The organism is Enterobacter sp. ENT02 (assembly GCF_019219165.1).
Taxonomy (GTDB): domain Bacteria; phylum Pseudomonadota; class Gammaproteobacteria; order Enterobacterales; family Enterobacteriaceae; genus Enterobacter; species Enterobacter mori.
The window spans coordinates 789,477-814,296 of the sequence record NZ_JAHUWD010000002.1 but is presented as its reverse complement, the minus strand read 5'-3'; the positions used below and the strand labels follow the sequence as shown (position 1 = coordinate 814,296).

At 54.5% G+C, this 24,820-nt stretch carries 26 protein-coding genes and 2 tRNA genes; 17 read left to right on the top strand and 11 right to left on the bottom strand.

Annotated elements, in window-relative coordinates:
- Both KW829_RS09890 and KW829_RS09885 read left to right on the top strand, forming a co-directional pair.
- Positions 1–864: an HlyD family secretion protein gene (locus tag KW829_RS09890; protein ID WP_010430336.1), complete on the top strand. Its 864-nt coding sequence runs from the start codon at positions 1–3 to the stop codon at positions 862–864.
- Complete coding sequence (locus tag KW829_RS09885; protein ID WP_120158811.1) at positions 861–2,894, top strand: FUSC family protein; 2,034 nt, start codon at positions 861–863, stop codon at positions 2,892–2,894. Before KW829_RS09890 ends, KW829_RS09885 begins: the two co-directional genes overlap by 4 nt.
- Here the strand turns inward: KW829_RS09885 and sodC are convergent.
- The 3 genes from sodC to KW829_RS09870 all read right to left on the bottom strand — a co-directional run bounded on the left by sodC (position 2,873) and on the right by KW829_RS09870 (position 4,656).
- Entirely contained in the window at positions 2,873–3,391 is a 519-nt protein-coding gene (gene sodC, locus KW829_RS09880; RefSeq protein WP_010430333.1) for a superoxide dismutase [Cu-Zn] SodC, read from the bottom strand. The genes KW829_RS09885 and sodC overlap by 22 nt on opposite strands.
- Positions 3,392–3,471: 80 nt before the next feature.
- The gene (locus KW829_RS09875; RefSeq protein ID WP_089600251.1) at positions 3,472–4,368 is read right to left on the bottom strand and encodes an aldo/keto reductase family oxidoreductase; all 897 of its coding nucleotides are present in this window, start codon (positions 4,366–4,368) and stop codon (positions 3,472–3,474) included.
- Between the two features lie 48 nt (positions 4,369–4,416).
- Positions 4,417–4,656, bottom strand: a complete 240-nt coding sequence (locus KW829_RS09870; protein WP_010430327.1) for a DUF1289 domain-containing protein — start codon at positions 4,654–4,656, stop codon at positions 4,417–4,419.
- 148 nt (positions 4,657–4,804) lie between these two features.
- On the opposite strand from KW829_RS09870, the gene eptA reads away from it, so the two are divergent.
- The 5 genes from eptA to rnt all read left to right on the top strand — a co-directional run bounded on the left by eptA (position 4,805) and on the right by rnt (position 9,485).
- Positions 4,805–6,430 carry a phosphoethanolamine transferase EptA gene (gene eptA, locus KW829_RS09865; RefSeq protein ID WP_218308229.1) on the top strand — a complete coding sequence of 542 codons (1,626 nt, stop codon included), beginning with the start codon at positions 4,805–4,807 and terminating at the stop codon, positions 6,428–6,430.
- 41 nt (positions 6,431–6,471) lie between these two features.
- Positions 6,472–7,071, top strand: coding sequence for a TetR/AcrR family transcriptional regulator (locus KW829_RS09860; RefSeq protein WP_100166913.1), 600 nt, complete (start codon positions 6,472–6,474; stop codon positions 7,069–7,071).
- Positions 7,072–7,124: 53 nt separating this feature from the next.
- The gene (locus KW829_RS09855; protein ID WP_218308105.1) at positions 7,125–8,222 is read left to right on the top strand and encodes an alkene reductase; all 1,098 of its coding nucleotides are present in this window, start codon (positions 7,125–7,127) and stop codon (positions 8,220–8,222) included.
- A gap of 99 nt (positions 8,223–8,321) precedes the next feature.
- Entirely contained in the window at positions 8,322–8,729 is a 408-nt protein-coding gene (gloA, locus tag KW829_RS09850) for a lactoylglutathione lyase (protein ID WP_010430317.1), read from the top strand.
- A gap of 96 nt (positions 8,730–8,825) precedes the next feature.
- On the top strand, positions 8,826–9,485 hold the full coding sequence (gene rnt / locus KW829_RS09845) for a ribonuclease T (RefSeq protein ID WP_010430314.1): 660 nt from the start codon (positions 8,826–8,828) through the stop codon (positions 9,483–9,485).
- A gap of 77 nt (positions 9,486–9,562) precedes the next feature.
- Here the strand turns inward: rnt and grxD are convergent, their stop codons facing one another.
- Positions 9,563–9,910 (bottom strand): monothiol glutaredoxin 4, encoded by a 348-nt coding sequence (gene grxD / locus KW829_RS09840; RefSeq protein ID WP_010430312.1) that lies wholly within the window; start codon positions 9,908–9,910, stop codon positions 9,563–9,565.
- Between the two features lie 338 nt (positions 9,911–10,248).
- Between grxD and KW829_RS09835 the strand changes: the two genes are divergently transcribed.
- Complete coding sequence (locus KW829_RS09835) at positions 10,249–11,022, top strand: C40 family peptidase (protein WP_218308104.1); 774 nt, start codon at positions 10,249–10,251, stop codon at positions 11,020–11,022.
- Positions 11,023–11,145: 123 nt separating this feature from the next.
- Positions 11,146–11,727 (top strand): superoxide dismutase [Fe], encoded by a 582-nt coding sequence (gene sodB / locus KW829_RS09830; RefSeq protein WP_089599797.1) that lies wholly within the window; start codon positions 11,146–11,148, stop codon positions 11,725–11,727.
- A gap of 37 nt (positions 11,728–11,764) precedes the next feature.
- Here the strand turns inward: sodB and KW829_RS09825 are convergent, their stop codons facing one another.
- Entirely contained in the window at positions 11,765–12,931 is a 1,167-nt protein-coding gene (locus KW829_RS09825; RefSeq protein ID WP_010430305.1) for an MFS transporter, read from the bottom strand.
- Positions 12,932–13,097: 166 nt separating this feature from the next.
- Complete coding sequence (locus KW829_RS09820; protein ID WP_042717882.1) at positions 13,098–13,187, bottom strand: YnhF family membrane protein; 90 nt, start codon at positions 13,185–13,187, stop codon at positions 13,098–13,100.
- Between the two features lie 297 nt (positions 13,188–13,484).
- On the opposite strand from KW829_RS09820, the gene purR reads away from it, so the two are divergent.
- Positions 13,485–14,510, top strand: a complete 1,026-nt coding sequence (purR, locus tag KW829_RS09815; RefSeq protein WP_010430302.1) for an HTH-type transcriptional repressor PurR — start codon at positions 13,485–13,487, stop codon at positions 14,508–14,510.
- Between the two features lie 16 nt (positions 14,511–14,526).
- Here the strand turns inward: purR and punR are convergent, their stop codons facing one another.
- Positions 14,527–15,438 (bottom strand): DNA-binding transcriptional activator PunR, encoded by a 912-nt coding sequence (gene punR / locus KW829_RS09810; RefSeq protein WP_218308103.1) that lies wholly within the window; start codon positions 15,436–15,438, stop codon positions 14,527–14,529.
- A gap of 114 nt (positions 15,439–15,552) precedes the next feature.
- Between punR and punC the strand changes: the two genes are divergently transcribed.
- Together punC and cfa are read left to right on the top strand one after the other, a co-directional pair.
- Positions 15,553–16,752, top strand: coding sequence for a purine nucleoside transporter PunC (gene punC / locus KW829_RS09805; RefSeq protein ID WP_218308102.1), 1,200 nt, complete (start codon positions 15,553–15,555; stop codon positions 16,750–16,752).
- A gap of 299 nt (positions 16,753–17,051) precedes the next feature.
- On the top strand, positions 17,052–18,200 hold the full coding sequence (gene cfa, locus KW829_RS09800) for a cyclopropane fatty acyl phospholipid synthase (RefSeq protein WP_010430293.1): 1,149 nt from the start codon (positions 17,052–17,054) through the stop codon (positions 18,198–18,200).
- 30 nt (positions 18,201–18,230) lie between these two features.
- Here the strand turns inward: cfa and KW829_RS09795 are convergent, their stop codons facing one another.
- Entirely contained in the window at positions 18,231–18,872 is a 642-nt protein-coding gene (locus tag KW829_RS09795; protein WP_010430291.1) for a riboflavin synthase, read from the bottom strand.
- Positions 18,873–19,097: 225 nt separating this feature from the next.
- On the opposite strand from KW829_RS09795, the gene mdtK reads away from it, so the two are divergent.
- The 4 genes from mdtK to KW829_RS09775 all read left to right on the top strand — a co-directional run bounded on the left by mdtK (position 19,098) and on the right by KW829_RS09775 (position 22,497).
- Positions 19,098–20,471: an MdtK family multidrug efflux MATE transporter gene (mdtK, locus tag KW829_RS09790; RefSeq protein WP_218308101.1), complete on the top strand. Its 1,374-nt coding sequence runs from the start codon at positions 19,098–19,100 to the stop codon at positions 20,469–20,471.
- 153 nt (positions 20,472–20,624) lie between these two features.
- Positions 20,625–20,701: transfer RNA gene (locus tag KW829_RS09785), tRNA-Val, on the top strand.
- A gap of 4 nt (positions 20,702–20,705) precedes the next feature.
- Positions 20,706–20,782 (top strand) — tRNA-Val (locus KW829_RS09780).
- Positions 20,783–20,901: 119 nt separating this feature from the next.
- Positions 20,902–22,497: an FAD-NAD(P)-binding protein gene (locus KW829_RS09775; protein WP_218308100.1), complete on the top strand. Its 1,596-nt coding sequence runs from the start codon at positions 20,902–20,904 to the stop codon at positions 22,495–22,497.
- 28 nt (positions 22,498–22,525) lie between these two features.
- On the opposite strand, the gene KW829_RS09770 is transcribed toward KW829_RS09775, so the two are convergent.
- Together KW829_RS09770 and KW829_RS09765 are read right to left on the bottom strand one after the other, a co-directional pair.
- Complete coding sequence (locus KW829_RS09770; RefSeq protein ID WP_010430283.1) at positions 22,526–23,161, bottom strand: carbonic anhydrase; 636 nt, start codon at positions 23,159–23,161, stop codon at positions 22,526–22,528.
- Between the two features lie 72 nt (positions 23,162–23,233).
- The gene (locus KW829_RS09765; protein ID WP_218308099.1) at positions 23,234–24,016 is read right to left on the bottom strand and encodes an MBL fold metallo-hydrolase; all 783 of its coding nucleotides are present in this window, start codon (positions 24,014–24,016) and stop codon (positions 23,234–23,236) included.
- A gap of 125 nt (positions 24,017–24,141) precedes the next feature.
- Between KW829_RS09765 and KW829_RS09760 the strand changes: the two genes are divergently transcribed.
- On the top strand, positions 24,142–24,282 hold the full coding sequence (locus tag KW829_RS09760) for a hypothetical protein (RefSeq protein ID WP_010430278.1): 141 nt from the start codon (positions 24,142–24,144) through the stop codon (positions 24,280–24,282).
- A 37-nt stretch (positions 24,283–24,319) separates the two neighbouring features.
- On the opposite strand, the gene KW829_RS09755 is transcribed toward KW829_RS09760, so the two are convergent.
- Positions 24,320–24,799 carry a heme-binding protein gene (locus KW829_RS09755; RefSeq protein ID WP_218308098.1) on the bottom strand — a complete coding sequence of 160 codons (480 nt, stop codon included), beginning with the start codon at positions 24,797–24,799 and terminating at the stop codon, positions 24,320–24,322.
- Positions 24,800–24,820: the final 21 nt, after the last annotated feature.

Below are 24,820 nucleotides of genomic sequence, written 5' to 3'. Positions count from 1 at the left end.
ATGTCTCTGAAAACGCTGAAATACTTTTCCACTCTTCTTGTTCTGGCGCTGGCGCTGGTTGCCGGTTGGTGGATGTGGAACTACTACATGCAGTCCCCCTGGACACGCGACGGTAAAATTCGCGCAGAGCAGGTAAGCATCACACCGCAGGTGTCAGGAAGCATCACGACACTTCTTGTTAAGGATAACCAGTTCGTCAAAAAGGGAGACGTTTTATTCCGTATTGATGATACGCCCTTTCATATCGCCATCCTCAACGCCCAGGCACAGCTAGCGAAAGCGCAGTCCGATCTCGCGAAAGCCAATAACGAAGCGACCCGCCGTCGGCATTTGTCGCAAAACTATATCTCTGCCGAAGATTTAGACACTGCCAACATAAACGTTAAGGCTATGCAAGCCAGCGTTAACGTGGCGGAAGCTACGCTCAAGCAGGCGCAGTGGGCGCTAACGCAAACGGTGGTGGAAGCACCGGTCGATGGCTGGGTGACTAACCTCTCTGCCCGCGTGGGGAACTATGCCACTACCGGTCAACCCGTTTTTGCCTTAGTCGACAGCCACTCTTTTTATGTCGTGGGCTATTTTGAAGAGACCAAGCTTCGGCATATTCAGGAAGGTGCGCCTGCAACCATCACCCTCTACAGCGGTTCGAACAGGTTACAGGGTCACGTTTCCAGCATTGGGCGCGCCATTTACGATCAAAGCGTTGAGACGGATTCCGGCCTGGTACCCGATATTAAACCTAACGTTCCGTGGGTTCGTCTGGCACAGCGCGTTCCGGTTCGCGTAGAATTTGATAACCTGCCCCAGAATCTCACGCTGGTTTCAGGCACGACCTGTACTGTTTCTATCGGAACGCGCAGATGAACCTGCGGGTGCTCTCCTGGCAAAACCTTCCTTGGGTAAAAGCATCGCGTCCTCAGTGGCGTTACGCGCTGCGAAACGGCATTGCCATGTGCCTTGCGCTGACCGTCGCCTATTACCTGAATCTGGATGAACCCTATTGGGCGATGACCTCTGCGGCGGTGGTAAGCTTCCCGACCGTCGGTGGGGTCATCAGCAAAAGTCTGGGGCGCGTGGCCGGAAGCCTGCTGGGAGCCACCGCGGCGTTAATCATTGCGGGGCATACGCTAAACGATCCGTGGCTCTTTTTACTGAGCATGGCGGCCTGGCTGGGGTTTTGTACCTGGGCCTGCGCCCATTTTACCAATAACGTTGCCTACGCATTCCAGCTGGCGGGTTATACCGCCGCCATTATTGCCTTTCCCGTAGTGAATGTACTCGACACCACCGAGCTATGGGACATCGCCCAGGCGCGCGTCTGTGAAGTGATTGTCGGCATTCTTAGCGGTGGGTTTATGATGATGATCCTGCCCAGTACCTCCGACGGTACAGCGCTTATCACCGCCCTGAAGACCATGCATGCCCGCCTACTGGAGCATGCAAGCCTTCTCTGGCAGCCAGATACCAACGATGAAATCCGTCTGGCCCACGAAAAGGTCATCGGGCAGATCCTGACCATGAATCTTCTGCGCATTCAGGCCTTCTGGAGCCACTATCGCTTTCGTCGGCAGAACAAACTCCTCAACTATTTGCTGCATCAGCAGTTGCGGATGACCAGCGCTATCTCCAGCCTGCGTCGAATGCTGCTCAACTGGCCCGCGCCGCCTGCCAACACGCGCGCCGTCATTGATACCTTGCTCGCTGCCCTCGCCCGCCCGGATACGGACATCTACACCGTGGCAAGGATCATCGCCCCGCTCGCTCCCGTCGATGAATACGATTACCGTCACCGCGCGTTCTGGCAGCGCCTGAACTATTTTTGTCGGCTGTATCTGCGAAGCAGTCGCTGGATCAACGCGGTCGAAAATGCCACTCCAATAACGGAATTCACCGTCCCCAGCAGCCCGGCGCTGGCGCGCCACACCGACTATATGGAAGCGCTGTGGAGCGGTTTTCGCACCTTTTGCGCCCTTACCCTCGTTGGCGCGTGGAGCATCACCACGCAGTGGGAATCCGGCTCTGCGGCCTTGACGCTTGCCGCCATCAGCTGCGTGCTCTATTCCGTTGCCGCGTCACCGTTTAACTCGCTTACGCTGCTGTTACGCACGCTGCTGTTGCTGTCGCTGTTCAGTTTTGTGGTGAAGTTTGGATTGATGGTTCAGATAAGCGACCTGTGGCAGTTCCTGCTGTTCCTGTTTCCGCTGTTAACCACCATGCAGTTGCTGAAGCTACAAATGCCCAGGCTGGCCGGTCTTTGGGGGCAACTGATTGTCTTTATGGGGTCGTTTATCTCAGTGACGAATCCACCGGTGTATGATTACGCCGACTTTCTCAATGACAATCTGGCGAAGATCCTCGGCGTGGGTCTGGCGTGGCTGGCGTTCGCCGTACTGCGGCCAGGTTCTGATGCGCGTAAAAGCCGTAGACATATCCGTGAACTAAGACGGGGTTTTGTCGACCAGCTTAGCCGTAAACCGCATCTGCGTGAAAGCGAGTATGAATCGCTGGTTTATCACCATGTCAGCCAGCTCAATAATAGCCAGGACTCTCTTTCCCGTCGCTGGCTGTTACGCTGGGGCGTGGTACTGCTGAACTGTTCACACGTCGTCTGGCAGCTTCGTGCGTGGGAAACGCGTTCCGACCCGCTGTCGCAGGTGCGCGATGTCTGCCTCTCCCTGCTACGCGATGTAATGAGTGAGCGCGGCGTCCAGCAGCGGCCGCTGGAAACCACGCTGGCTGAACTGCAACGGATCTGCGATACCCTTGCGCGGCATCATCTGCCCGCGGCTCGTGATTTGGCCTCGATAATCTGGCGCCTGCACTGCTCGCTGTCGCAGCTGGAACAGGCACCTCCACCGGGAACGATTGGGGATCAGATCACACCACAGGCATAGCGTGCTCCGCCACCCCCGAGGGGTTTAGGCTGATCGGACATGTTATCGCCACCGACATGGATCATCAGCGCTTTCCCTTTCACCTCATCCAGCTTTTTCAGACGAGGCGCCACCACCGGATCCGTCGCTTTACCGTCATTGTTCACCACCAGCACAGGCAAATCGCCTAAATGCCCCATTCCCTCCGGGCCTTCATGCTTGCCGGAATGCTGCGGATCGAGGTGACCCCCTGCAGCTTCTGCCGCCGACGGTTTGCCTTCTTTTAAAGCGGGCTGACAGCTGCCTTTAGCATGGACATGGAAACCATGTTCACCGGGAGGAAGTGCTTTGAGGTTGGGGGCGAACTCCAGCCCTTTATCGGTCTCCGTGATCTTCACCGTACCGATGGACTGACCTACCCCCTGTGAGGTGACGAGATTCATTTCTACTTCGTCGCTGGCTGCCTGCGCCCCTGCGCAAACAACCAGCGTGACCAATGCCAGAGCAAAACGCTTCATATGACCTCCGCTGGTTATTTTTTGCCCCTTAAGTGTATACCAGAGGCAAAGATTTCACCGGAAAGTCACCTTATGGCGGTTTATGGCACGTCGTAACCCAGCGCGGCCTTGCGGATGCGGAACCACTGCTGACGGCTCATCTGCAGCTCTTCGGCCGCCAACGCGGACCGCACACGCTCAATTTTACCCGAACCGATAATCGGCAGTGGTTTAGACGGCAGACGCAGGATCCACGCATAGACCACCTGCTCAATGCTTTCGGCATTCAGTTCGCGGGCAACGGTTTCCAGTTCGTCACGCAGGGGCTGGAATTCATCGTCATTGAACAAACGACCGCCGCCCAGGCACGACCACGCCATAGGACGGATGCGCAGCTGCTGCAGCTGATCGAGCGTACCATCCAGCAGCAGCGGCTGGTGTACTGGAGAAATCTCGACCTGATTAGTGGCCAGGGTAAACGGCAGACGCGATTGCAGGAGCGCAAACTGCGCCGGGGTGAAGTTAGACACGCCAAAGTGTCGGACTTTGCCACTCTGGTGCAGATTCAGAAACGCTTCCGCCACCTCATCGGCATCCATCAACGGGTCCGGCCGATGGATCAGCAGCAGATCGATATGATCGGTTGCCAGATTCACCAGAGATTGCTCGGCACTCTTAATAATGTGTGCGCTGTCGGTAATGTAGTGGCCGAGCGCGTTTTCAGGTTTCGCGGTGGTGGCGATCCCGCACTTGGTGACGATCTCCATCCGCTGACGCAGGGCTGGCACCAGCTTTAGCGCCTCACCGAAGGCGGATTCACACTGATAGCCGCCATAGATGTCGGCATGATCGACGGTGGTGATGCCTAAATCGAGATGCTCTTCAATGAAGCTTGCCAGCTGAAGCGGGGACATATTCCAGTCCATCAAACGCCAGTAGCCCATGACAAAACGGGAGAATTCCGGGCCCTGCGGGGCAAGGGTAATACGCTGAACCATAACATTTTCCTCAAGAACGTGATGTCATGAGTATACGCAATTACCGTGTTAAAACAGTGAAGGTTGCTGGGGTTCTTCGGTTTCCCCCGCTTTGTTTGCGCGAATTTTGCGCAGCAGACGCTGTCGGCAGAGGCGAAGCACGTCCTGCTTTTGTGTATCGCTAAAGTTTTGCCAGTTAAACCGCTCGTCACGGGTACGCATACACCCACGGCAATAGCCGCGTTCATCAACCTGACAAATCCCCCGGCACGGGCTCTGGATGGGGAAAAATTCCAGTTGCTCTGCCACACTCACCTCCACAAACCGACCATCACATACAGTGAAGACGTTATGCGCCTACTGTGCAAGAGATTTACCACCGTTTTGTGGCATTAAGGTTTCACTAATCTTCCCTCTCTATACTCGCCGCATCACTATAAAGAATGGTTTGCTTATGATGTGGTTTGCAAAAAAGTTACACTGTAACGATATTAAATTCACTCTGGGTTGTGCGCTTTTCTTCACTGCGCTAAATGCACTTTTTATTCAGCGCAGCTGGGCCATTATCGCCCCTGCACATCTGCACGATATCCTCTTCGCCGCTTCCGTACCGCTGGTGCTGTTTTGCGGCTGGGTGATTGTCTTTAGCCTACTTAATATTCCCTTTATTCGTAAGCCGTTGCTGATTCTCCTGACCATGGGATGTGCTGCCGCGACCTACTTTATGTACACCTACGGCGCGGTTATCGATCAGAACATGATTGTGAACGTGTTTGAAACCAATTCTCAGGAAGCCACGGCACTGCTCACGCCGCAGATGATCCTGTGGATTGCCGTTGCCGGTATTGTCCCTTCCGTCATACTCGCCCTGACGCGGATCCGTACCGGGAAATGGTGGTATGCCCTCCTGATGCGCTTTGCAGCAATGCTGGGGGCACTTTTGGTCATTATTCTGGTGGCTGCCGTCTTTTATAAAGATTACGCCTCGCTGTTTCGGAATAATAAAAGCATTGTCAAAATGGTCACGCCGGCAAACTACGTCAGCGCCGTCGTGAAATACAGCAAAATGCGCTGGTTTGCGGGCGACCAAACGCTGGTACGCATCGGTGAAGATGCCCATAAAGGCCCACTGATTGCCGGGCAGCAGAAAAAAACCGTGCTGGTGCTGGTCGTCGGTGAAGCCTCACGCGCGGCAAACTACTCGCTCAACGGTTACGGGCGCGAAACTAACCCGGAACTGAAAAAGCAAGACGTCATTAACTTCCCGCAGGCCTCATCCTGTGGTACCGAAACCGCCGTTTCTGTCCCTTGTATGTTTTCCGGCATGACCCGGAAAAAATACGATGCCGACCTCGCGCGTCACCAGGAAGGTCTGCTCGACGTGCTTAACCATGCAGGTGTCAATCTGCTGTGGCGCGATAACGACGGCGGCTGTAAAGGTGCCTGCGACCGTGTGCCGCATACAGATATGACGCAGTGGAAGCTGGATCAATTCTGCAAAGACAAAAGCTGCATTGATGATGTGAATCTCTATCGTCTGGATAATGTTCTGGACGGCCTGCAGCAAGACACGGTATTGGTTATCCATCTGATGGGTAGTCACGGTCCGGCGTATAGCAAACGCTATCCGGACAGTTTCCGAAAATTTACGCCAACCTGTGATACCAACGAAATTCAGGACTGCGATCATCAGGCGCTGATGAATACCTATGACAACACCATCCTCTATACCGACAGTGTGGTCAGTAAAACGATTGACGCCTTAAAAGCCCGTCAGGCCAACATGAACACGGCGCTGATATATCTTTCCGATCACGGTGAATCACTGGGTGAAAGCGGGATTTATCTGCACGGTACGCCGTACATGCTGGCGCCAGAGCAGCAAACGCATATTCCCTTTATGTTCTGGCTCTCCCCTGACTACGCGAAAAATTATGGCGTCAACGAGCAGTGTTTGCGTGACCATGCAGCAAAAGATGCGGTATCGCAGGACAATTTGTTCGCCACCGTACTGGGTATGATGGACGTGAAATCAACGGTTTATCAGCAACAGATGGATATTTTGTCGCCATGTCGTCACTGAGCGGGCTTGCATTAGACCGAACGGTCTATTAGAGTGCACCCATGAGCAGACACACTGAACACGATACACGCGAACATTTACTGGCAACCGGCGAGCGTCTTTGCATGCACCGCGGGTTTACCGGTATGGGGTTGAGTGAGTTACTGAAAACCGCTGAGGTGCCGAAGGGGTCGTTTTATCACTACTTCCGCTCCAAAGAAGCCTTCGGCGTGGCCATGCTGGAGCGGCACTACGCCAGCTATCATCAGCGCCTTGCCACCCACTTCGCCAGCGGTGCAGGTAACTACCGGGATCGTGTTCTGAACTACTATCAGGAAACGCTGACGCAGTTCTGTCAGCAGGGCATCATCAGCGGTTGCCTGACGGTAAAACTCTCTGCGGAAGTGTGCGATCTCTCCGAAGATATGCGCGCGGCGATGGATAAAGGTGCCAGCGGGGTTATCGCCCTGCTCGCGCAGGCGCTGGCGAAGGGGCGTGATGAAAACACGCTCTCCTTCCCCGGTGACCCGCTAACACAGGCTCAGGTTTTATACTCCCTCTGGTTAGGAGCCAACCTGCAGGCCAAGATTTCTCGCAGTGCCGTGCCGCTCGAAAGCGCGCTGGCACATGTAAAAAGCAGTATTACTGCGCCTGGCGCTTAGCAGGCGTTTTTATTTACATTATTACTAGTCGACTGGTCTACTCAGGAGTCGTTATGTCCGCTGAAAAGTTATTTACCCCACTGAAAGTGGGCGCCGTTACCGCGCCAAATCGTGTGTTTATGGCCCCGCTGACCCGTCTTCGCAGCATCGAGCCGGGTGACATCCCAACGCCTCTGATGGGTGAATATTACCGTCAGCGCGCAAGCTCAGGCCTTATCATCTCAGAAGCCACGCAGATTTCAGCCCAGGCGAAAGGCTACGCCGGTGCACCCGGTCTGCACAGCCCGGAACAGATTGCCGCGTGGAAGAAAATCACCGCAGGCGTGCACGCAGAAGATGGCCGCATTGCGGTTCAGCTGTGGCACACCGGCCGTATCTCGCACAGCAGCATCCAGCCTGGCGGTCAGGCTCCGGTGTCCGCTTCTGCCCTGAGCGCAAATACCCGAACGTCCCTGCGCGATGAAAACGGCAATGCCATCCGCGTCGATACCTCCATGCCGCGCGCGCTGGAGCTGAACGAGATCCCTGGTATCGTGAACGATTTCCGTCAAGCCGTGGCGAACGCCCGTGAAGCCGGTTTCGACCTGGTTGAGCTACACTCTGCACACGGTTACCTGCTGCACCAGTTCCTGTCACCGTCTTCTAACCACCGCACGGACCAGTATGGCGGCAGCGTCGAAAACCGCGCGCGTCTGGTCCTGGAAGTGGTGGATGCGGTGTGTAAAGAGTGGAGCGCAGACCGTATTGGTATTCGCGTCTCCCCAATTGGTTCTTTCCAGAACGTCGACAACGGTCCGAACGAAGAAGCGGACGCGCTGTATCTGATTGAAGAGCTGGCGAAACGCGGTATTGCTTATCTGCACATGTCCGAGCCGGACTGGGCAGGCGGCCAGCCTTACACAGAAGCATTCCGCCAGAAAGTGCGCGAGCGCTTCCACGGTGTGATCATCGGTGCGGGTGCGTATACCCCAGAAAAAGCGGAAGATCTGATCGGCAAAGGTCTGATCGACGCGGTCGCGTTTGGCCGTGACTTTATTGCGAACCCGGATCTGGTTGCCCGTCTGCAGAAGCAAGCGGAGCTCAACCCACAGCGCCCTGAAAGCTTCTACGGCGGCGGCGCGGAAGGCTATACCGACTACCCTTCGCTGTAATCCCCCATTGTGCATTGATAGCGGCGACATTTCGCCGCTATACTAAAACATCGTTTCTGTTCAAAAAGTTACTCCATTCTATTGGTTAATGAGGAAATTATGCGCCTACTTCACACCATGCTGCGCGTTGGCGACCTGCAACGTTCCATCAATTTCTACACTAACGTTCTGGGCATGACGCTGCTGCGCACCAGCGAAAACCCTGAATACAAATACTCGCTGGCATTCGTGGGTTACGGCCCGGAAACCGATGAAGCCGTCATTGAGCTGACCTATAACTGGGGCGTGGACAGCTATGAGCTGGGCACCGCATACGGTCATATCGCGCTGGAAGTGGACAACGCAGCGGAAGCCTGCGAGCGTATCCGCAGCAACGGCGGCAACGTTACGCGTGAAGCGGGCCCGGTAAAAGGCGGCACCACCGTGATTGCGTTTGTTGAAGATCCCGACGGTTATAAAATCGAACTGATCGAAGCCAAAGACGCTGGCCGCGGTCTGGGCAACTGATCCCGCAGGGCGCACTTTGCGCCCGTAGTTTTACTGCATCCCCTCTCAAAATTTGCCATAATGCGCACTGCTTTTTTCCCCTTGTAAGAGACCCTGATGTCCGATAACGCTCAATTTACCGGTCTGTGCGACCGTTTTCGTGGTTTTTATCCCGTTGTCATTGATGTAGAAACAGCCGGATTTAACGCTAAAACCGATGCGCTGCTTGAAATTGCCGCCATCACGCTGAAGATGGATGAACAGGGCTGGCTTACACCGGACACCACGCTGCATTTCCATGTTGAACCTTTCGAAGGGGCAAACCTGCAGCCAGAGGCGCTGGCCTTTAACGGTATTGATCCGAAAAACCCGTTACGTGGCGCGGTCAGCGAATATGACGCGCTGCACGCCATTTTTAAAATGGTGCGCAAAGGCATGAAAGAGAATGATTGTAGCCGCGCCATTATGGTGGCCCACAACGCGACGTTCGACCACAGCTTTACGATGGCCGCCGCAGAGCGCGCCTCGCTGAAACGCAACCCGTTCCATCCGTTTGTGACCTTTGACACCGCAGCGCTAAGCGGTCTGGCGCTGGGGCAAACGGTCTTGTCTAAAGCCTGCATCACGGCAGGGATTGAGTTTGACGGCACCCAGGCGCACTCGGCCCTCTACGATACAGAGCGTACGGCAGAACTATTCTGTGAAATTGTGAACCGCTGGAAACGTCTGGGCGGCTGGCCTCTGCCGATGGATGATGAGGCCGATCGCCAATTGTAGGCCGGGAAAGCGCAGCGCCGCCCGGCAAAAAAAAAGCGACCACACTAAGCGGGTCGCTTTTTTATTAACGCAGAAACTTACTCTGCGTCTGGTTCTTCCGTTTTGTACTTCGCCGCCGTCTCTTTGATCAGCTGCTGCAGTTCGCCACGCTGATACATTTCAATCAGGATGTCGCAACCGCCCACCAGCTCACCGTCAACCCACAGCTGTGGGAAAGTCGGCCAGTTTGCGTATTTTGGCAGCTCAGCGCGGATGTCCGGGTTCTGCAGGATATCAACGTAAGCAAAACGCTCACCACAGGCAGATAACGCCTGAACCGCTTGCGCGGAGAAACCGCAGCTTGGCAGCTTCGGAGAACCTTTCATGTACAGGAGAATCGGGTTTTCAGCGATTTGTTGCTGAATTTTTTCAATAGTGGTGCTCATGTCTTGCTTCCTTTAACTTCTGTTACGGCATTAGTCTGACATTGTAGCGGTTCAGACAGACATCGGAAAATAACATTTTTGTCACGTTTTACTATTTTAACGGCTAACGCTAAAAGATGCATCGCAAATGACGTTTATCCCTGTTTGCAGTACGGTTTTGCTTAGGGAGTGAACAATAGTGCGACAGAACGATGAGTTTTTTTGCACTTGCTAACGAAACATGATTTTAGAATGAAAAATGCTATTAACTTCTCGGGTTTTTATGGATTAGAATCGACAGGCTTTGTAAATCATACGCGGGTATTATTGATGGCCTGCATTAATCAGGGGACTGCCCAGTGGCGCGGATAAATAAAATCTCGATCACGCTCTGTGCTTTACTGTTTACATCACTCACTTTCACGCCAGCGGCGAACGCCTCTGAACAGGCGCGGCATTCTGCTGTACAAAAATCGCATCTGGTTAAGTCCACAGAACGTAAGAAAAAAACCACCAGCAAGACCGTAAAGAAAAAAACACCCACACAGACCAAAAAGACCGCCTCCAGTAAGACGAAAACATCCCCAATCCACACCGCACATTCTAGCCGACGTAAAGCCTCGCAAACGGCCGCCAACCTCGTGACAGAAAAATGCACTACCCGTAAAGGTCGCAAAGCGAAGTGCACGAAAGTCACGAAATTAGCCGAAGTGCATAAAGTTCGTATGCAGAAAGCGCAAAAAACGGCGATGAATAAATTAATGGGGCAAATAGGTAAACCGTATCACTGGGGTGGCACTTCTCCACGAACGGGTTTCGATTGCAGTGGCCTGGTGTATTACGCATATAAAGACCTAGTGAAGTTCCGTATTCCGCGTACCGCCAATGAAATGTACCACCTGCGCGACGCCGCACCGGTCAATCGTGGTGAGCTGGAGAACGGTGACCTGGTGTTCTTCCGTACCCAGGGTCGCGGCACGGCTGACCATGTCGGGGTCTATGTCGGCAACGGAAAATTCATTCAGTCACCGCGTAGCGGCCAGGACATCCAGATTACCTCACTCAGTGAAGACTACTGGGTGCGTCATTACGTTGGCGCGCGCCGTGTGATGACGCCAAAAACCATTCGCTAACCCCTGCCCTGTCGCTCGCGTGGCAGGGTAAGTTCCTCTTTTGCATACTCTTTCAATTTGCTATCCTTTCCCTGTTGTCTGTAGGGTTATTGACAACGTACAAATAAAATAAGGAGAGAAGCAATGTCGTTCGAATTACCTGCACTACCGTATGCAAAAGACGCCCTGGCACCACACATTTCTGCGGAAACGCTGGAGTACCATTACGGCAAACATCATCAAACCTATGTCACCAATCTGAACAACCTCATTAAAGGTACCGATTTCGAAGGCAAAACGCTGGAAGAGATCGTCCGTAGCTCAGAGGGTGGCGTGTTTAACAACGCGGCTCAGGTGTGGAACCACACCTTCTACTGGCACTGCCTGGCGCCAAATGCCGGTGGTGAACCTGACGGTGAACTGGCGAGCGCCATTAACGCCGCTTTTGGCAGCTTCGCGGACTTCAAGGCGAAGTTTACCGATGCGGCCATCAAAAACTTCGGTTCCGGCTGGACGTGGCTGGTCAAAGAAGCGGATGGCAAGCTGGCTATCGTTTCCACCTCTAATGCGGGTACCCCGCTGACCACCAGCGCTAAACCGCTGATGACCGTGGACGTATGGGAACACGCTTACTACATTGATTACCGTAACGCGCGTCCTAACTATCTGGAGCACTTCTGGGCACTGGCTAACTGGGACTTTGTGGCGAAGAACTTCGCCGCGTAAGAGACACGCAGAAGGGTTCGCCCTTCTGCGTTTTTGTTTATTCCGCCGCGCAGGCAGCTTCTGGCTGTTTACGACCGGACATTAGCACTAACAGCAGGCCGAGTGCGGCAATAATTGCCCCCATAACCGGCACAAAACTGTATCCCAGCCCACCGGAAATCACCGCCCCGCCCGCTGCAGCCCCCAGCGCATTACCCAGGTTAAACGCACCGATATTCACGGAAGAAGAGAGACCTGGCGCCTCATGGGCGACACGCATCACCCGCATCTGAAGCGGTGGTACCACGGCAAAAGTGGCAGCACCCCACACGACCATTGCGATCGCAGCACCCCATTCGTTGCGTGCCAGCCACGGGATCGCAATCATGATGACAATCAGCAGGGTTAAAAAGCCTTTCAGCGTACCGCTCACGGAGCGATCGGCCAGTTTCCCGCCCAGATAGTTACCGATAGAGAAGCCCACGCCTATCAGCACCAGCATCGCGGTAATAAAGATCGGCGTCGCGTGGGTAATATCGTGCAGCACCGGTGAAATATAGGTGTAGAGGGTAAACATCGCACCGGCCCCCAGCACCGTGGTCAGCAGCGCGGAAAGCACCTGAGGACGCATCAGCACCGACAGCTCTTTGCGCACGTCAGGACGTTCCCCGGCGCTCCCCTTCGGTAAGGAGAAGAACAGCGCTACCATCGCCACCACGCCCAGCCCTGCTGTCGCCAGGAAAGACATTCGCCAGCCAATGACTTCACCCAGCCAGGTGGCCGCAGGCACACCGCCTATGTTGGCGATCGTCAGCCCCATAAACATGGTCGCCACCGCGCTGGCCTGCTTGTGCTTCGGAACCACGCTTGCCGCAACAACCGAGCCCAGACCGAAAAATGCGCCATGGTTCAGGCTGGTCAGAATACGCGACAGCATCAGAGTGGTGTAATCCGGCGCAATCGCGGAGAGCACGTTGCCCAGCGTAAAGATCGCCATCAAAAATATCAGCGCATTGCGACGCGCGCGGTGCGACAGCAGCAGCGTCATCAGCGGGGCCCCGACCATCACGCCGATGGCATAGGCGCTGATTAACATCCCGGCCGCAGGAATAGAGACGTCTACACCGCGTGCGATAACAGGCAGTAACCCCATCGGGGAGAATTCAGTAGTGCCGATCCCAAAGGCGCCAATCGCCAGGGCCAGCAGAGGAAAATTGATTTTCATGAGTCAACTCCGGATGCCGTGTCATCACGCGACACAGAACTAAGAAGTCAAAAGCATGACATCAATCACAAAATTTGAGAAGTTAACATTTTGGCAAAAGATTTTTGCCGGAGAGGTAACAATAGGAAGAAAATGAGGAGGGAAAAGACTTCTCCCCCCGCGTAAATCAGTGCAGCGCAGCCGTCAAACCACCGGCAACAATCAATGCCAGCACGATAAAGGTGGTCACCAGCGAAAACTTCAGATCGGAACTCATCAATTTTTCTCCTTTTAATCACCCCACGAAAAGTGAGCTTGCTCATTTTTACACAGTTTACGTCAAAAATCTTCCTGGATTTAAACTGATATCCACTTTAGCTCTTCCCCTTTTCATCAAGATAGGACAAAATTCCACGCTAAATTTATTAGCGTACCGGCCATTGACCCCCTCCTGACGTCCTGTGTCGTTTTCCCGGCGTGTCGCAACTCAAGATTGCGTAATAAGGGTGAGAGAAGGCAAACGTTTACCTTCAAGTTTTTCAGGAGTTTAGGATATGGTCTGGAGTGACATTGAATGGCAACAATAAAAGACGTAGCAAAACGCGCAAACGTTTCCACTACAACCGTATCACATGTAATTAACAAAACCCGCTTCGTCGCGGAAGAGACGCGCAACGCCGTCTGGGCGGCGATCAAGGAGTTACATTACTCCCCAAGTGCGGTTGCGCGCAGCCTGAAGGTGAATCACACCAAGTCGATTGGCTTGCTGGCGACCAGCAGTGAAGCGGCCTATTTTGCCGAAATCATCGAAGCCGTTGAGAAAAACTGCTTCCAGAAAGGCTATACGCTGATTCTGGGCAATGCGTGGAACAGCATTGAGAAGCAGCGCGCCTACCTGTCGATGATGGCGCAAAAGCGCGTCGATGGCCTGCTGGTAATGTGTTCCGAGTACCCAGAGTCCGTACTTTCCATGCTGGAAGAGTACCGCCACATCCCGATGGTGGTGATGGACTGGGGCGAAGCACGCGCGGACTTCACCGATTCCGTTATCGATAATGCCTTTGAAGGCGGCTATATGGCCGGTCGTTATCTGATCGAACGCGGTCACCGCGAGATTGGCGTGATCCCGGGTCCGCTGGAGCGCAACACCGGTGCGGGCCGTCTGGCCGGGTTTATGAAGGCGATGGAAGAGGCGCTCATCACCGTGCCGGAAAACTGGATCGTTCAAGGCGACTTTGAGCCGGAATCCGGTTACCGCGCAATGCAGCAGATTGTCTCCCAACCGCATCGCCCGACAGCTGTTTTCTGTGGCGGCGATATTATGGCGATGGGCGCACTCTGCGCCGCCGACGAGCTGGGCCTGCGGGTGCCGCAGGATATTTCCGTGATCGGGTATGACAACGTGCGTAACGCGCGCTTCTTCACCCCGGCGCTGACCACCATTCACCAGCCAAAAGACTCGCTGGGCGAAACGGCTTTCAACATGCTGATGGACAGGATCGTCAACAAGCGTGAAGAATCCCAGTCGATTGAAGTTCACCCGCGCCTCATCGAGCGCCGCTCCGTGGCGGACGGTCCGTTCCGCGACTATCGCCGTTAATCGCTTACGGAGCCAGTTATGCTGGCTCCCGTAGCCACTCCCGATTCAACGTTTCACTGTCTCCCAGATAATCCAGAAGCCAGGCCATCGCAGGCGATACGTCGTTTTGCTGCCAGGTCAGACAGCAGGCCGCATCCGGGAACGGATTTTCCAGCGTCAGCGCTGTCCACTCTCCGGTATCGATGCGCGGACGCGCGAAGTGAATGGGCACCATCGCCACGCACAGCCCCGCAGAAAGACAGGTTGCCGACGATTCCCAGTCAGGGGCCACCACGCGGCGCTGGTTGTCCAGGAGCCAGGTGATGCGCTTGGGCAGCGAGCGCGAGGTATCTTCCAGCACCAGCGACGGCCAGTTGCGCAGCGTGTCATCGCTGAGCGGGCCTTCCATTGCCGCCAGCGGATGTTCGCGGGCGACAACGCAGGTCCAGCTCAGCATCCCCATGTCGCGAAACGCATAGCGTCCCCCAACGGGGATCGCCTGCGTTGCACCAATCGCCATCTCCACCCTGCCATCCGCCAGCGCATCCCAGACGCCGTTGAATACCTCCTGGGAGACCCGCAGTTCGACATCAGAAAAATGACGATAGAAATCCACGATCATTTGCCGGGTCCGTTCCGGCTTAACGATATTATCCACCGCGATGGAGAGATGGCCTCGCCAGCCGTTAGCGATCTGCTGACACTGCTCGCGGGTGATCTGCATTTTTTTGATGACAGAACGCCCTTCCTTCAAAAACCACGCGCCTGCAGGCGTTAATTCCACGTCGCGATGACGCCGCTCGAACAGCGGAACCGCCAGCCACTCTTCCAGCTGACGCACGGTGTAACTGATCGCCGAGGGTACGCGGTGTAACTCCTGCGCGGCACCGGTGAAACTGCCGTTACGAGCAACAGCATCCACAACTTCAAGAGAATAATCTGACCACATGTTCTGCCTGCAAAAAATTTGAATGCACTCAGCAAATATTAGCGTTTCACAAGCCGCTTTGCACTCCCTACACTCTGCGCCAACGTACACCTGCCTCCTCAGGAGAATAAAACAATGCAACCCAGGAAAGGATTTTTAGTCTGGCTCGGCGGCTTAAGCGTGCTGGGCTTTTTAGCGACCGACATGTATCTGCCCGCATTTGCCGCGATGCAGGAAGATCTGCAAACCCCCGCAGCCGCTATCAGCGCCAGCCTGAGCCTGTTCCTCGCCGGTTTTGCCATCGCACAACTCCTCTGGGGGCCACTCTCCGACCGCTTTGGTCGTAAACCCGTGCTGCTGCTGGGTCTGGCTATTTTTGCCGTGGGCTGCCTGGGCATGCTGTGGGTACGCGATGCTACCTGGCTGCTGGTACTGCGATTCATTCAGGCCATTGGCGTCTGTGCTGCAGCGGTCACCTGGCAGGCGCTGGTGACCGATTATTATCCGGCATCCCGCACTAACCGAATTTTCGCCACAATTATGCCGCTGGTCGGTCTCTCGCCTGCCCTTGCACCGTTGCTCGGAAGCTGGATCCTGGCCCATTTCGACTGGCAGGCGATCTTCGCCACGCTCTTTGCCATCACGCTGATACTGATGCTGCCTGCGTTTTTCCTCAAGCCTGCGCATAAAAAAGAGACGCATCCTGACGCGAAGCCGATTACCTTTGCCTCGCTGCTGCGTTCAAAAGCGTATCGTGGCAACGTCCTGATTTACGCGGCCTGTTCCGCCAGTTTCTTCGCGTGGCTGACTGGCTCGCCGTTCATTCTGCACGATATGGGATACAGCCCGGCGGCAATCGGCCTGAGTTATGTTCCGCAGACCATCGCTTTCCTGGTCGGCGGCTACGGCTGTCGTGCAGCGCTGCAGAAGTGGGAAGGCCAGCAGATGCTGCCCTGGCTACTGGTACTGTTCGCGTTAAGCGTTTTCGGCACATGGGCCGTCGGGTTTATTCCGGGTACGGGCCTGACCGAAATTTTGATTCCGTTCTGCGTCATGGCGGTCGCTAACGGTGCTATTTACCCAATCGTGGTAGCGCATGCGTTACGTCCGTTCCCACAGGCGACGGGACGCGCCGCCGCGCTGCAGAACACGTTACAGTTGGGTCTGTGCTTCCTGGCGAGTCTGGTGGTCTCTGCGTTGATTGCCACACCGCTCCTGACCACCACCAGTGTGATGCTGGTGACCGTTGCGCTGGCTGCCCTTGGCTACCGTATGCAGTCTTCCGCTCAGCGCGAGCAGAATGCGCGTCAGAAGGTGGAAACGTCGCACGCATAATCGCGCCAGAAATTATGTTAAGACATAGTGATTAGGTTGCTAAGAATTTTCTATTGAATCACCAAATTTTGAGGCCTATACTAAATTTGGTTCGATTAAATACGATAAATATTAAGTGTTAACGGGAGCCGGAGTGCTCCCGTTTTACCATGGAAGGCTTTTCGGCAAGGGTTATCTCCCTTCCTCTGTTCTACGTCGGATATTAGCCTCGCGGGCATTTACCGTGAGATTTCTCACAAACCCAAAAAAGCGTCTACGCTGTTTTAAGGTTCTGATCACAGCAAGGTGATGGAGAAGCTATGAGTTCATCGTGTATAGAAGAAGTCAGCGTTCCGGACGATAACTGGTCCCGGATCGTCAGTGAACTGTTGGGACGTGCGGGCATCACGATTAATGGGTCTTCCCCCGCCGATCCGCAGGTCAAACATCCCGATTTTTTTAAACGCGTCTTGCAGGAGGGATCGTTAGGCCTGGGCGAAAGCTATATGGACGGCTGGTGGGAGTGTGAACGGCTGGACATGTTTTTCTCCAGCGTATTGCGCGCCGGTCTTGAAAATCAGCTCCCTCGCCACTTCAAAGACACGCTGCGTATCGCCTCCGCTCGACTGTTCAATCTGCAAAGTAAAAAGCGGGCATGGATCGTCGGTAAAGAGCACTACGATCTCGGTAATGACCTGTTCAGTCGTATGCTCGATCCCTTAATGCAATATTCCTGCGGCTACTGGAAAAAGGCCACAACGCTTGAAGAGGCGCAGCAAGATAAACTGCGTCTAATCTGCGAGAAGCTGCAGTTAAAACCGGGTATGCGCGTGCTGGATATCGGCTGCGGCTGGGGCGGTCTGGCGTATTTCATGGCGAAGCATTACGGTGCCAGCGTTGTGGGCGTGACGATTTCAGCTGAGCAACAAAAAATGGCTCAGACACGTTGCCAGGAGCTGGATGTCGATATTCGGCTTCAGGACTACCGCGACCTGAACGAACAGTTCGACCGCATCGTTTCCGTTGGTATGTTCGAGCACGTGGGTCCGAAAAACTACAGAACCTATTTTGACGTTGCCGACCGAAACCTGAAGCCTGACGGTATTTTCCTGCTCCATACCATTGGTTCTAAGCGCACAGACAATAACGTGGACCCGTGGATCAATAAATACATCTTTCCGAATGGCTGTTTACCTTCCGTGCGCCAGATTGCTAACGCCAGCGAGCCCCACTTCATTGTGGAAGACTGGCATAACTTCGGCGCGGATTACGACACCACATTGATGGCATGGCACTCCCGTTTTCAGGAAGCCTGGCCTGAGATTGCAGACAACTATTCCGAACGGTTCAAACGCATGTTTAGCTATTACCTGAATGCCTGTGCGGGTGCGTTCCGTGCGCGGGATATTCAGCTCTGGCAGGTTGTTTTCAGTCGCGGCATTGAACACGGATTACGTGTCGCCCGCTAAAAAATAACCCCGGATATCCGGGGTTATTTTTTATTCTTCCTCAACGGCTTTTATTATCGCCGCCTCTTTTGCCGCCAGGACACGTTCAACGGTATCCACAACCGCCTGGGTTTGCGGATCGATTTCGATATTCACGCGATGCCCCAGTTTTTTTGCGCCCAGCGTTGTGCGCTGCAGCGTTTCGGGAATTAAATGCACGCAAAAGCGCGTCGGCGTCACTTCTCCGACCGTCAGACTAATCCCATCAATACCAATAAATCCTTTATACAGGATGTATTTCATTAATGCGGGATCCTGAACTTTAAACCAGATTTGACGGTTATTTTCCGAGGTCACAATTTTTGCGACCTCGGCGGTGGTCATGATGTGGCCCGACATCAGATGGCCGCCGATCTCGTCGCTGAACTTCGCCGCGCGCTCAACGTTGACGGTATCCCCCACCACCAGTTCACCCAGGTTGGTGATACGCAGCGTCTCTTTCATTAAATCAAAGCTAATCTGGTTACCGTTAATTTCGGTCACCGTCAGGCAGCAGCCGTTATGTGCAATCGAGGCGCCGGTCTCTATGCCGTCGAGCATATATTCCGGCAGCTCAACCACGTGGGTGCGGAAATTGGGTTTTTCATCAATGGACACCACTTTGGCGGTGCCCTGCACAATACCAGTAAACATGCTTACAACTCCTGTTTTTTCCGGACGGTGGTGACACCGTTTAATCCCATCACAATAACAGTTGGAAAAACAGGTTGCCAGTGGAGCGCATTTTCTGGCGATTTTTTCACTAGATAAATAGTTAAAGCCCGCTACAATAGCTGGCACCCCCCTGCATTTTCTTCTTGCTGCCAGTTACGGCGGCTTTTTTAGTCTCTCAAATAACTACAAAATAAAGGTGTTCACGTGCAGAAGTACATGAATGAAGCGCGCCAGTTATTGGCACTGGCTATACCAGTGATCATCGCGCAAGTGGCCCAAACCGCAATGGGATTTGTGGATACGGTAATGGCAGGTGGCTACAGCGCCACCGATATGGCTGCCGTGGCAATCGGCACATCTATCTGGCTACCGGCCATCCTGTTTGGTCACGGTTTACTGCTCGCGCTCACGCCAGTTATTGCACAGCTGAACGGCTCGGGCCGCCGCGAGCGCATTGCCCACCAGGTTCGCCAGGGTTTTTGGCTGGCAGGGTTTGTCTCCGTGCTGATTATGGTGGTGCTCTGGAACGCCGGGCATATCATCCGCGCGATGCATAACATCGACCCGGCGCTGGCGGATAAAGCCGTGGGCTATCTGCGCGCGCTGCTCTGGGGCGCGCCTGGCTACCTCTTTTTCCAGGTCGCGCGTAACCAGTGTGAAGGTCTGGCAAAAACCAAGCCCGGTATGGTGATGGGCTTTATCGGTCTGCTGGTCAATATCCCGGTGAATTACATCTTTATTTACGGCCACTTCGGCATGCCGGAACTGGGCGGCGTCGGGTGCGGCGTGGCGACGGCAGCCGTTTACTGGGTGATGTTCTTCTCGATGATCACCTTTGTAAAACGCGCCCGTTCCATGCGCGATATTCGCAACGAGAAAATATTTAGCACGCCGGACTGGAACATCATGACGCGCCTGGTGCAGTTAGGGCTGCCTATCGCGCTGGCGCTGTTCTTCGAAGTGACCCTGTTTGCCGTGGTCGCCCTGCTGGTCTCCCCGCTGGGCATTATTGATGTCGCGGGCCACCAGATTGCGTTGAACTTCAGTTCCCTGATGTTCGTCCTGCCGATGTCGCTGGCCGCGGCGGTGACGATTCGCGTAGGCTTCCGTCTGGGCCAAGGGTCAACGCTGGATGCGCAAACGGCCGCCCGGACCGGGCTGGGCGTCGGCGTCTGCATGGCCGTCTGTACGGCGCTCTTTACCGTTGCATTACGCGAGCAGATTGCGCTGCTCTACAACGACAATCCGGAAGTCGTCACGCTGGCGTCGCACCTGATGCTGCTGGCCGCGATTTACCAGATCTCTGACTCCATCCAGGTGATTGGCAGCGGCGTGCTGCGCGGATATAAAGATACGCGTTCTATTTTCTTTATTACCTTCATCGCCTATTGGGTGCTGGGACTGCCGACAGGCTACATCCTGGCGCTTACCGACCTGGTGGTGGATCGCATGGGTCCGGCAGGGTTCTGGATGGGCTTTATCATCGGTCTGACCTCTGCGGCCATCATGATGATGCTGCGTATGCGTTTTCTGCAACGCCAGCCTTCTACGGTCATTTTGCAACGCGCCGCACGTTAAACAGACAGTAGCCGCCAGCTGGCGGCTACTTTCTCTTCACTTTGCGCGGTAATGAAGCAATCGCGTGAATTCAGAGAGAAAAATGCGTTTTCCCTCTTGCCTCAACGATGCTGTGCCGCTAATATTCGTCCCCGTTGTCACCGACAACACGTTGCGTTCATAGCTCAGTTGGTTAGAGCACCACCTTGACATGGTGGGGGTCGTTGGTTCGAGTCCAATTGAACGCACCATTCTGCGTCCGTAGCTCAGTTGGTTAGAGCACCACCTTGACATGGTGGGGGTCGGTGGTTCGAGTCCACTCGGACGCACCATTTCAGTCCTGAAATGGTGCAAATCCTCTCTTTATGTTCTGAATTATCCCAATCTCCTGATTTCTTAATTATTCTCCTGCTACGCTTTTCTCATGACAAAAAAAGCAGGAAGAACGCCGATGAAGAAAATCGCGATTATTGGCTCCGGCCCAACAGGGATTTACACCTTTTACGCACTTCTTAAAAATCCGCAGCCGCTTTCGGTCTCCGTCTTTGAACAAGCTGAGGAAGCTGGCGTGGGTATGCCCTATAACGACGACGAAAACTCTCGTCTGATGCTGGCGAACATTGCGAGCATTGAAATCCCGCCTATTTTTATGACCTATCTCGACTGGCTTAAGGGCCAGAGCGAAACCCATCTGGCGCGCTTTAAGGTTGATAAAGCCCGTTTGCATGACCGACAGTTCCTGCCCCGACTCCTGCTGGGTGAGTATTTCCGCGACAGCTTTCGGTCAATCGTAAAAGAGGCCAAAAAACGGGGTTTCCAGATTGATGTTCATGAATCTGCCCAGGTCACCGATATCGTGCCCACGAAAGAAGGCGTCACGCTTTCCGTCAACGACAACGCCTTTCCTGAACGCTTCGACCTTGCGGTTATCGCCACCGGCCATGTCTGGCCAGACGAAGATGAAGCCACGCGCACGTTCTTCCCAAGCCCGTGGTCAGGACTCATGGACGCCGAAATCCGCCCCTGCAAGGTGGGCATTATGGGAACGTCTTTGAGCGGCCTGGACGCGGCCATGGCGGTGGTGATGCAGCACGGTGAGTTTGTGGACGACGCGTTCATTCTGGATAAAGGAAGCGAGGCGCTAAAAATTGTCCTGATGTCCCGGACCGGCATTTTGCCAGAGGCCGATTTTTACTGCCCTATTCCTTACGAGCCGCTGTCGGTATTGACCGAATACGTGGTTCAAAACGAGATTGCCAAAGGAGCAGACGGCTTGCTGGACCGCATCTTTGCCCTGATGGTTAAAGAGCTTGAACTTGCAGACCCGGCGTGGTGCGAGGCCATATCGCTGAGGCAACGGGACGCAGACAGCCTTCGCGAGGCGTGGTTTGAAGAGCGTAAACAGCACGGTCCCTTTACCTGGGCAGAAGAGAATCTTAAAGAGGTCGAGCGAAACAAACGTGAACGGCGCACCGTAGCCTGGCGCTATACCATACTTCGCCTGCACGAGATCGTTGCAGAAATCGTACCCGCCCTGAATGAAAAGGACAGAGCGCGGTTCAAAGCCGGGCTGGAGCGCGTGTTTATTGATAACTATGCCGCCATCCCCCCTCAGTCTATTCGCAGGCTGCTTGCCCTGCGCGAGGCGGGGATCATAAGCGTAGTGGCATTGGGTGAGGATTACACTCTGGATATCGGTAGTGCTGAAACGGTCATTACCACCAAAGAGCACCGCTACCGCTTCGACGTCTTTATTGATGCGCGCGGGCAGAACCCCCTCAAGACAGAAGATTTACCCTTCCCGTCCTTGCGTAAACTGCTACAAACGACAGGCGATGACATACCCGATGTTGGTGAAGATTACACGCTGCTGGCACCCGATACGCTTCGCGGACGTATTGCCTTTGGTGCGATACCGTGGCTGATGCACGACCACCCCTTTGTCCAGGGGCTCGCAGAGTGCGCAGAGATTGGGGAAGCAATGGCAAAAGCGGCAAATAAACCTGCGTCGGTTACGCGCAAAAAGTTACCTTTTATGGATAACTGACAGGGCCTCCCTGCCCTGAACGGCCTGATTACTCGAAGAAAACCTCCGGGTTTTCAGACAGAGAGATAAAGGTTTTCGTCGCTTTATCCAGCGCGCGAATGTCACCGCTTTCAATGTCGTACACCCAGCCGTGCAGACGGATGGAATTATTACGCAGGCCCACCGCGACGGACGGGTGGGTCTTAATGTTGCTCAGCTGCGCAAACACGTTCTCCTGCACCATCGCATTCACTTTATCGATTGGCTGGTCCCAGGATTTCTTCTCCACCACGGCTTTAGCCGCATCAGAGTAGCGCAGCCAGTGGGAGACCGCAGGCATCGGCTCCAGGTTTGCATTGTCGGCAATCGCTTTCATCGCACCACAGTTAGAGTGGCCACAGATCACGATATCGGTCACGCCCAGCGCGACAACCGCGTATTCGATAGTGGCGGAGACGCCGCCTGGCTCTGGCCCGAACGGCGGCACAATATTGCCAGCATTACGAATGACAAAGAGTTGTCCTGGCTCTTGTTGCGTGACCAGTTCTGGCACCAGTCGGCTGTCGGAGCAGGAGATGAACAGCGCTTTGGGATTCTGGCTGGACGCTAAACTGCGGAAGAGCTCTTTACGTTGCGGGAAAATCTCTTTTTGAAAGCTGAGAAAACCTTCAATGATATGTTGCATAGCAATTTCTCTTTTATCTGTTGTAGTTTAGGTATGATCGCGATCACACTCGTAAAGTTTACCCACCGTGCTTTACTTCAGACAAGCAATATATTTTTGGCCCGACCGCTGCACAATATCGTCCGCGAAAGCCTGGATGTTCTGCCCCTCGAACGCGCCATACAGACGTTCAAATTTTCTGCCTTCAAGGCGATGGGTGACGGACGCTACGGTGTGGGCGGGTAGCGGAAGCATATTCGGATAGCTCCACATAAACGAAACGGCGTCTTTCCCCGGCGTGACCTGCAGAATATCCCCCGCCAGCAAAACCCCTTCGCCCTCCTGCCAGTGCAGCACCGTTCCGCCCGCAAAGTGGCCGCCGAGACGCAGCAACGTCACGGAGGGGACAATCTCCAGCGTTTCGCCTTGCCAGAAGTGAATGGCCGGACTGTCGCGCATGACCCACTCCCGATCGCTCGCATGAAGATACACCGGCGCGTCGAACGTCTCCGCCCAGTCCTGCATGGTGGTGTAATAGTGAGGGTGTGAAATGGCGATGGCACTGATACCCCCGAGGGCGGCGATCAGCGTTCGGGTTGCCGGGTCGAGGTTGGCGATGCAATCCCACAGAATATTGCCGTGTGGGGTGCGCAGCAGCAGTGCCCGTTGATTGATGGCAAAGGCGGGCACCGTTTTGATGCTAAAGAGCTGCGGTTCAAGCTGCTGCCATTTGTTGGTATGCGTGGCAGTGACGGTTTTAAGTTCGGTCCACGCCTGCCCGGTAACTGGAACATACTGGCGTTCATCCTCGCAGACAGGGCATCTGTCGGGTTGATACGCATACGAGGTCCCGCAGGCTTTACAGAGTATAATCATGTGCTTTCCTCAGTGACAACGCACTGAGTATGGCAGGGATTATCCTTATGTGCTGCGAGGTACATTCCTGGTTTTTTTTGCCCTATACTGTGCCAGTATCAAAAACTGAACATAGCAGGTGCCACATGGAAATTGATCTCGATAACCTGGTCTTTAACGGACTGGATGAAGCAGAAGAGCGTAACGCCGAACGTCTGGACGACGCAGACAAAAAAGCGCAGGCGATGGTTGCCGATGATGACTGCGGCGACGCCTGCAAGATCTGATTGCAAAGCACCGGTAAAGCCGGTGCTTTTTTTGATGTTACTTCTTCAGCCCGTCAATGGCAGCCTGAGCACAGGCCTCATCCAGATGACCGCCCGGCGCCCCGCCGATACCAATCGCCCCGATCACCTCATCGCCCTCTTTAACGGGTAAGCCACCCGCCAGCAGCAGGAAGCCTGGGATATCACGCATATTCTGCGCGCCCGCGTTGTTCTGCGCCGCTTCCATCACTTTGCCTGAGGCATTCTTCGAGCTGAGCGCCGTGAAGGCTTTCATTTCACTGGCTTTGACCGTATGTGGGCCCGCATTATCGGTGCGCTGTACCGCTTTCACCACACCCGCACGGTCAACCACGGTCACCGAAACCTGATAGTTCTTCGCCAGACACGCCTGAACGGCAGAGTTTGCCAGCGCATTGGCCTGCGCCAGGGAGAGATTTTTCTGACTCACGGAATCTGCCTGCGCAGTCAGACTTACGCTACCCGCGACCAGCGCTGCCGCCATCATTAACTTTTTCATTGCATAACCTCGAATAGAATA

Excerpts from the sequence above, each read along its gene's own strand:
- rnt (WP_010430314.1), top strand. The coding sequence starts at position 8,826 with ATGTCCGATAACGCTCAATTTACCGGTCTGTGCGACCGTTTTCGTGGT.
- KW829_RS09755 (WP_218308098.1), bottom strand. The coding sequence starts at position 24,799 with ATGAAAAAGTTAATGATGGCGGCAGCGCTGGTCGCGGGTAGCGTAAGT.
- KW829_RS09885 (WP_120158811.1), top strand. The coding sequence starts at position 861 with ATGAACCTGCGGGTGCTCTCCTGGCAAAACCTTCCTTGGGTAAAAGCA.
- sodB (WP_089599797.1), top strand. The coding sequence starts at position 11,146 with ATGTCGTTCGAATTACCTGCACTACCGTATGCAAAAGACGCCCTGGCA.
- gloA (WP_010430317.1), top strand. The coding sequence starts at position 8,322 with ATGCGCCTACTTCACACCATGCTGCGCGTTGGCGACCTGCAACGTTCC.
- KW829_RS09795 (WP_010430291.1), bottom strand. The coding sequence starts at position 18,872 with ATGTTTACTGGTATTGTGCAGGGCACCGCCAAAGTGGTGTCCATTGAT.
- KW829_RS09760 (WP_010430278.1), top strand. The coding sequence starts at position 24,142 with ATGGAAATTGATCTCGATAACCTGGTCTTTAACGGACTGGATGAAGCA.
- KW829_RS09875 (WP_089600251.1), bottom strand. The coding sequence starts at position 4,368 with ATGGTTCAGCGTATTACCCTTGCCCCGCAGGGCCCGGAATTCTCCCGT.
- KW829_RS09775 (WP_218308100.1), top strand. The coding sequence starts at position 20,902 with ATGAAGAAAATCGCGATTATTGGCTCCGGCCCAACAGGGATTTACACC.
- KW829_RS09825 (WP_010430305.1), bottom strand. The coding sequence starts at position 12,931 with ATGAAAATCAATTTTCCTCTGCTGGCCCTGGCGATTGGCGCCTTTGGG.
- punC (WP_218308102.1), top strand. The coding sequence starts at position 15,553 with ATGCAACCCAGGAAAGGATTTTTAGTCTGGCTCGGCGGCTTAAGCGTG.
- eptA (WP_218308229.1), top strand. The coding sequence starts at position 4,805 with ATGTGGTTTGCAAAAAAGTTACACTGTAACGATATTAAATTCACTCTG.
- cfa (WP_010430293.1), top strand. The coding sequence starts at position 17,052 with ATGAGTTCATCGTGTATAGAAGAAGTCAGCGTTCCGGACGATAACTGG.
- KW829_RS09765 (WP_218308099.1), bottom strand. The coding sequence starts at position 24,016 with ATGATTATACTCTGTAAAGCCTGCGGGACCTCGTATGCGTATCAACCC.
- KW829_RS09855 (WP_218308105.1), top strand. The coding sequence starts at position 7,125 with ATGTCCGCTGAAAAGTTATTTACCCCACTGAAAGTGGGCGCCGTTACC.
- sodC (WP_010430333.1), bottom strand. The coding sequence starts at position 3,391 with ATGAAGCGTTTTGCTCTGGCATTGGTCACGCTGGTTGTTTGCGCAGGG.
- purR (WP_010430302.1), top strand. The coding sequence starts at position 13,485 with ATGGCAACAATAAAAGACGTAGCAAAACGCGCAAACGTTTCCACTACA.
- KW829_RS09770 (WP_010430283.1), bottom strand. The coding sequence starts at position 23,161 with ATGCAACATATCATTGAAGGTTTTCTCAGCTTTCAAAAAGAGATTTTC.
- KW829_RS09890 (WP_010430336.1), top strand. The coding sequence starts at position 1 with ATGTCTCTGAAAACGCTGAAATACTTTTCCACTCTTCTTGTTCTGGCG.
- KW829_RS09860 (WP_100166913.1), top strand. The coding sequence starts at position 6,472 with ATGAGCAGACACACTGAACACGATACACGCGAACATTTACTGGCAACC.
- punR (WP_218308103.1), bottom strand. The coding sequence starts at position 15,438 with ATGTGGTCAGATTATTCTCTTGAAGTTGTGGATGCTGTTGCTCGTAAC.
- grxD (WP_010430312.1), bottom strand. The coding sequence starts at position 9,910 with ATGAGCACCACTATTGAAAAAATTCAGCAACAAATCGCTGAAAACCCG.
- KW829_RS09820 (WP_042717882.1), bottom strand. The coding sequence starts at position 13,187 with ATGAGTTCCGATCTGAAGTTTTCGCTGGTGACCACCTTTATCGTGCTG.